The sequence below is a fragment of the Psychrobacter sp. genome (assembly GCF_036731945.1).
In the GTDB taxonomy this organism is placed as follows: Bacteria; Pseudomonadota; Gammaproteobacteria; order Pseudomonadales; family Moraxellaceae; genus Psychrobacter.
Map to the genome: position 1 here is coordinate 70,732 of NZ_DAINDI010000001.1, position 5,815 is coordinate 76,546.

Below are 5,815 nucleotides of genomic sequence, written 5' to 3' on the forward strand. Positions count from 1 at the left end.
AACGCCCATTTGACCAAAGAATGGCATCTGATTTGATGCGCTTACCGCTTTTTAGATGCAAGACCACATAATCATCATGCGTCTCTAGATGGTCAATCTCTTCATTGCTACGAATCAAGACGCCAAACTGTCTAAAGTCATGAGCAATGGCATCACTAATTTCGCTGTCTAGATAATTGAGCAATTGATTTTGGTTATTAATTAAGTCAACTTTATAGCCAAGACCAGTAAAGATTGAGGCATATTCACAGCCGATGACGCCTGCGCCATAAATGATGATTTTTTTGACCACATAATCCATTTGCAAGATTTTATCAGAGTCAAACACACGCGGATGGTCAAAGTCTAAAATATCAGGACGATAAGGACGACTACCAACGGTAATAATGGCTTTATTAAAGGTCACGGTTTCAAAGACGCCGTCGTCTTTTTCGACACTTAAAGTATGCGCATCAACAAAGCTTGCCCAACCATGAATCACATCAATACGGTTGCGCTCATAAAAACGGGTGTGGGTGCTTACTTGATTACGGATGACGCGGCGCGCATTAGCGAGCACACGGTTTAGAGGTACTTGCTGATACTCCATCGCCTTGGTAAACATAGGATCGCGGCGAAAGTTAATCAAGTTAAAGACCGATTGACGCAAGGCTTTACTTGGAATCGTGCCCACATGGGTCGAGTTACCACCAACCTGTTCACGCGGATCAATCACTGCAACTTTTTTGCCGGCCTTGGTCAGCTTCATCGCCGCCGCTTCACCAGCAGGCCCGGCGCCTAGGACAACGGCGTCATATTCATACTTATGCTTATCACCTTTGATGCGCTGCGAGTCTTTGGTAAAAGGGGTTTTAATATCGATGCGGATATCATCAAGCGGATTGACCAAGTCAGGGTGATGCATAATATCTTCAGTGACTTGCTCATGGGTTTGCTCAATTTTTGCTTTTTTAGTTTTGCCTTCAGTATGCTCAGGGTTCGGCGCGCGGCCGCTTTCTTTATTAGACACCTCGGTATGAATGTCTTTACCTGTGTCATTGGTCGCGTCGCTTATCGGTTTGCTTCCCATCGTATCCTCTTTTATTAATTTATAAATCTGTGTGTTTTTAGACTATGAATGTCTATAAGTAACGATCAAGTTAGACTCATAGCGCTAAAGCGTGCCTACCATACGTGCTGATAGGATATTTTGCAATATTGGCGACAGTTACGTTATCGCCATAGCCGTTATTCGTTATACGATGTTGCTTAATCCCTTTAGCCTATACGGCGTTTAAGTCCCGTCATCTGCAAGATACGTGTGGCAATCTCTTCAACAGACATCTCAGAGACATCAAGACTTGGAATCCCTTGCGAGATATAAATGCCCTGTATGGCGCGCTGTTCTTGCTGACATTGCTGATAGCTAGAATAACGGCTGCCCGCGCGGCGTTCTTGGCGGATTTTTACTAAGCGATCGGTATCGATTAACAAGCCAAATAACTTGTGTTTATGCTCACGTAAGGCTTTTGGCAATTGATTGTCGTTTAAATCTTCTTCGGTTAGCGGATAGTTTGCCGCTCGAATACCAAATTGTAGCGCCAAATACAGTGAGGTTGGGGTTTTGCCAGAGCGCGAAACACCGATAAGAATGATATCTGCGGCATGATAATGACGAGTACGTGCTCCATCATCATTATCTAGCGCAAAATGCACGGCATCGATACGTTCTTTATAAGTCTCAGAATCAACGTTATCATGAGCATGACCCGAATGCGCGTCCGGCTCGACGCCCGTCTCTTCTGCGACTCGGCCGATTAACCCTTCATACATATCCAAATTACAGCTATGCGCTGAGTTAATTTTTTCTCGAATTTCAGGGCTAACAATCGTATCGAACACCAAGGGTAGCAAGCCGTCGCGCTGGTAGGCCATATTGATTTGTTCGACCGCTTCTTCGGCGCGCTCTAAGCTATCAACATAAGGCAGCACCCGAGTCTCAAAAGGCACAGAGGCAAATTGACTTAAAATGGCGCGTCCAAGGGTTTCTGCGGTAATCGCCGTCCCATCAGAGATAAAAAACGCCGTTCTGATATTTTGGTCGTTATCTACTTGCAACGCTTGTTTGTTTTGAATGGTCGGCTTGGCGGCTTCTGGCGGATTGTTTGCAAACATAACGTGAACACCTTGGTTAAGACCTCAATAGGCGCTTTTATTTAGCGCAGAAAATCTGTAGCGGTTAGTTTATTGTGCCCTATATTATACGCACAATAGCTGTCTAATAGAAATCAATGTTACAGGCGTACACTTAGTAAACGCTATACAACAAAGGGATTTATTAAGGGTATTTATACATTTGTCTTATTGCTATAAAGGAAGGTTTCTTATCAGTAAATTTTTTCTCTAAAAACCAGTTATACTTTACTCTTTGTTATATTCTAATTACCAAATATTGAGTTTTGACCGCGCAAATATGTAGCAATCGCCACAATTTGTATATTTTTGACGATTTATTTGGTTCTAGGTATCGAAATTACCCAAATATAGGGGTATAATCGACCGTTATAATCTTTACTAAATAACCTTATTTTCTGGAGTTATCATGGCAGCGCAATCTACAGCACTTGTAATCAATCTTGATCAGCTAGGAAAAGATGACATTGAGATGGTTGGCGGCAAGAATGCCTCGCTTGGCGAGATGATCAGCCATTTATCTGATTTGGGTGTCAGCGTTCCAGGTGGCTTTGCGACCACTTCAAATGCGTTCAATCGCTTTTTGACAGAAACAGGCTTACTTGACAAAATCAACAACGAGCTTAAAACCCTTGATGTGAATGATGTTAATAAGCTTGCTGAGACGGGTAAAAAAATCCGTACTTGGATTATTGAGCAAGAGCTGCCAAGCGACCTTGAGCAAGAAGTGCGCCAGTCGTTTGAAACCATGAGTGGCGGCGAAGACATCGCGGTTGCGGTACGTTCTTCTGCCACGGCTGAAGATTTGCCCGATGCCTCATTTGCCGGTCAACAAGAAACTTTCTTGAACATTCGCGGCATTGATAACGTCCTGATTGCCATTAAAGAAGTATTCGCCTCTTTATATAATGACCGCGCGATTTCTTATCGTGTGCATAAAGGTTTTGAGCACGAAGGCGTTGCCCTATCTGCTGCTGTACAGCGCATGGTACGTTCAGAAACTGGCGCTGCTGGCGTAATGTTCACCCTAGATACCGAAAGTGGCTTTGATCAAGTGGTCTTTATCACCTCAAGCTACGGTCTAGGTGAAATGGTTGTGCAAGGTGCAGTCAACCCTGACGAATTCTATATCTCTAAAAAATTGCTTGAAAATGGCAAGCCTGCGGTCATTCGCCGTAATCTAGGCAGCAAACATAAGAAAATGATTTATGGTGATGAAGGCAGCACCACTAAGTCTGTCAAAACCGTCGATGTCGAAAAACAAGACCGCATGCAGTTCTCTTTAACCACTGAAGAGCTAAACTCACTTGCCAAACAAGCCATGACTATTGAAAAGCATTATGGTCAAGCGATGGATATCGAGTGGGCAAAAGACGGCGACAGCGGTGAAATCTTTATCGTCCAAGCACGTCCAGAAACCGTTAAGAGCCGCCAAGACAGCAATGTCATGGAGCGTTATATTATCAATACTGGCGATGCTAAAATCCTATGTGAAGGTCGTTCAATCGGTCAACGCATCGGCGCTGGTAAAGTACGTATCGTTAGCAATCTAAACGAGATGGACAAAGTTCAAGACGGCGATGTCTTAGTATCAGACATGACCGATCCGGATTGGGAGCCAGTCATGAAGCGTGCTTCTGCGATTATCACCAACCGTGGTGGTCGTACTTGTCACGCGGCTATTATCGCTCGTGAGCTTGGCGTTCCAGCTATCGTCGGTTGTGGTAATGCCACTGAATTATTGGTTGATGGTCAAGACGTGACGGTTTCTTGTGCTGAAGGTGATACTGGCTTTATCTATGAAGGTCAGATTGATTTTGAAGTACAGACCAACTCTGTTGAATCTATGCCAGAGCTTGCCTTCAAAGTCATGATGAACGTGGGTAACCCAGATCGCGCTTTCTCATTTACCCAAATGCCAAACGAAGGTATCGGTCTTGCGCGTTTAGAGTTCATCATCAACCGTATGATTGGTGTGCATCCAAAAGCGCTCCTGAACATGAACAGCTTGCCACGCGAAATCGCCCAAGCGATCAATGAGCGTATCGCCGGTTATGCCTCACCAGTCGATTTCTATGTGGATAAATTGGTCGAAGGTATCTCAACCCTAGCCGTTGCCTTTATGGATCAGCCAGTTATCGTGCGTATGTCTGATTTCAAATCAAACGAATATGCCAACTTGCTTGGTGGTAAATTATACGAGCCATCAGAAGAAAACCCAATGCTTGGTTTCCGCGGTGCCAGTCGCTATGTGTCTGACAACTTCCGTGATTGCTTCGAGCTTGAGTGTAAAGCATTGAAACGTGTCCGCGATGAGATGGGCTTGACCAACGTTGAGATTATGATTCCATTCGTTCGTACCGTTGGCGAAGCCAAAGAAGTCATCGAGCTACTCGCGAAAAACGGTCTAAAACGTGGCGAAAATGGTCTGCGCGTCATCATGATGTGTGAGCTACCAACCAACGCGCTATTAGCAGAAGATTTCCTAGAGCACTTCGATGGTTTCTCAATCGGTTCAAACGATTTGACTCAGTTAACGCTAGGTCTTGACCGTGACTCAGGTATCGTCTCACATCTATTTGATGAGCGTGATCCTGCGGTTAAGAAGCTATTATCTATGGCGATCGAGGCTTGTAACAAAGCAGGCAAATACATTGGTATTTGTGGTCAAGGTCCATCAGATCATCCAGATCTTGCGTTTTGGCTCATGGAACAAGGTATCAACTCAGTGTCACTAAACCCTGACTCAGTGCTAGATACTTGGTTCTTCTTAGCTGGCGAAGAAACGAAATAAGACGTAACGATACGTCACAGCGTTAATTGACAGAGTCATTTAATATACTACCATTAGGGTCTATTTGATTTTTTCAAATAGACCCTAATATAATGTATTAGCGAAAGTGGCTTGAAAAAGTGACTTAAGATATGACTAACTATGTAGGCAATTATGCAGATTTTCCTTGCTCGAAATAACGTACAAGCGGGTCCATACACGTTGGATCAGCTCAATATTATGCTCGCCTCAGGTGAAGTGGTATTAGATGATTTGATGTGGCATGAAGGCCTAGATCAGTGGCAGCGTGTTGGTAATTTAACCAATAATCAGACTTATTATCGTCCTGCCCCTATAGTGCCGGCAGGTGATAATGACTCTATTATCAATAACGTCACTATCTTCCCAGAAGATTCTGCTAGTAGCACCTCTAAAGATGACAAAACGGTATCGCTAGACAGATTGTATGGTAAGCCTGAACGCCCAGTAGAGAATGCTAAAAATACTAAGCTGGACATGACCACCAATCGTCAATATACGCCCAATAAAAATGTGTCATTAAATAAGTCTGCTGCAGTCAAAGCCGCCTCGCCTAAAGATAAAGTCATCGGTGATGTGGTGCTTGCGCCGATTATGTCACGGGTGTTAGCGACCGCAATCAATGGCTTGCTCTATGTATTAGCGATTTTACCGCTGGTCATGGCGTTAATGAAAATGGATGTGGACTATACCAAATTTCAAAACATCCAAGATATGGATGCCGCATACCAGTATTCCATGACATTGATGGAAAGTATTCCTAGCAGCACTTTGATGATGTCACAAGTGATGGTGTTTGGTTTGTTTGCGCTGCAGCTGGTATTTATTACC

At 44.0% G+C, this 5,815-nt stretch carries 4 protein-coding genes; 2 read left to right on the forward strand and 2 right to left on the reverse strand.

Going from position 1 to position 5,815, the window contains the following annotated elements:
- The coding region (locus V7D75_RS00275) for an FAD-dependent oxidoreductase (protein WP_333612926.1) at positions 1-1,069 on the reverse strand (1,069 nt) is incomplete at its 3' end.
- Between the two features lie 188 nt (positions 1,070-1,257).
- Positions 1,258-2,154, reverse strand: coding sequence for a posphoenolpyruvate synthetase regulatory kinase/phosphorylase PpsR (gene ppsR / locus V7D75_RS00280; RefSeq protein WP_333612927.1), 897 nt, complete (start codon positions 2,152-2,154; stop codon positions 1,258-1,260).
- Between the two features lie 427 nt (positions 2,155-2,581).
- Between ppsR and ppsA the strand changes: the two genes are divergently transcribed.
- Both ppsA and V7D75_RS00290 read left to right on the forward strand, forming a co-directional pair.
- The gene (ppsA, locus tag V7D75_RS00285) at positions 2,582-4,966 is read left to right on the forward strand and encodes a phosphoenolpyruvate synthase (protein ID WP_191692359.1); all 2,385 of its coding nucleotides are present in this window, start codon (positions 2,582-2,584) and stop codon (positions 4,964-4,966) included.
- Positions 4,967-5,119: 153 nt separating this feature from the next.
- Positions 5,120-5,815 (forward strand): DUF4339 domain-containing protein (locus V7D75_RS00290; protein ID WP_333612928.1); only part of this gene is annotated, 696 nt, incomplete at its 3' end.

Bases quoted from the DNA above. Each gene is read 5' to 3' on its own strand.
- ppsA (WP_191692359.1), top strand. From the start codon at position 2,582: ATGGCAGCGCAATCTACAGCACTTGTAATCAATCTTGATCAGCTAGGA.
- ppsR (WP_333612927.1), bottom strand. From the start codon at position 2,154: ATGTTTGCAAACAATCCGCCAGAAGCCGCCAAGCCGACCATTCAAAAC.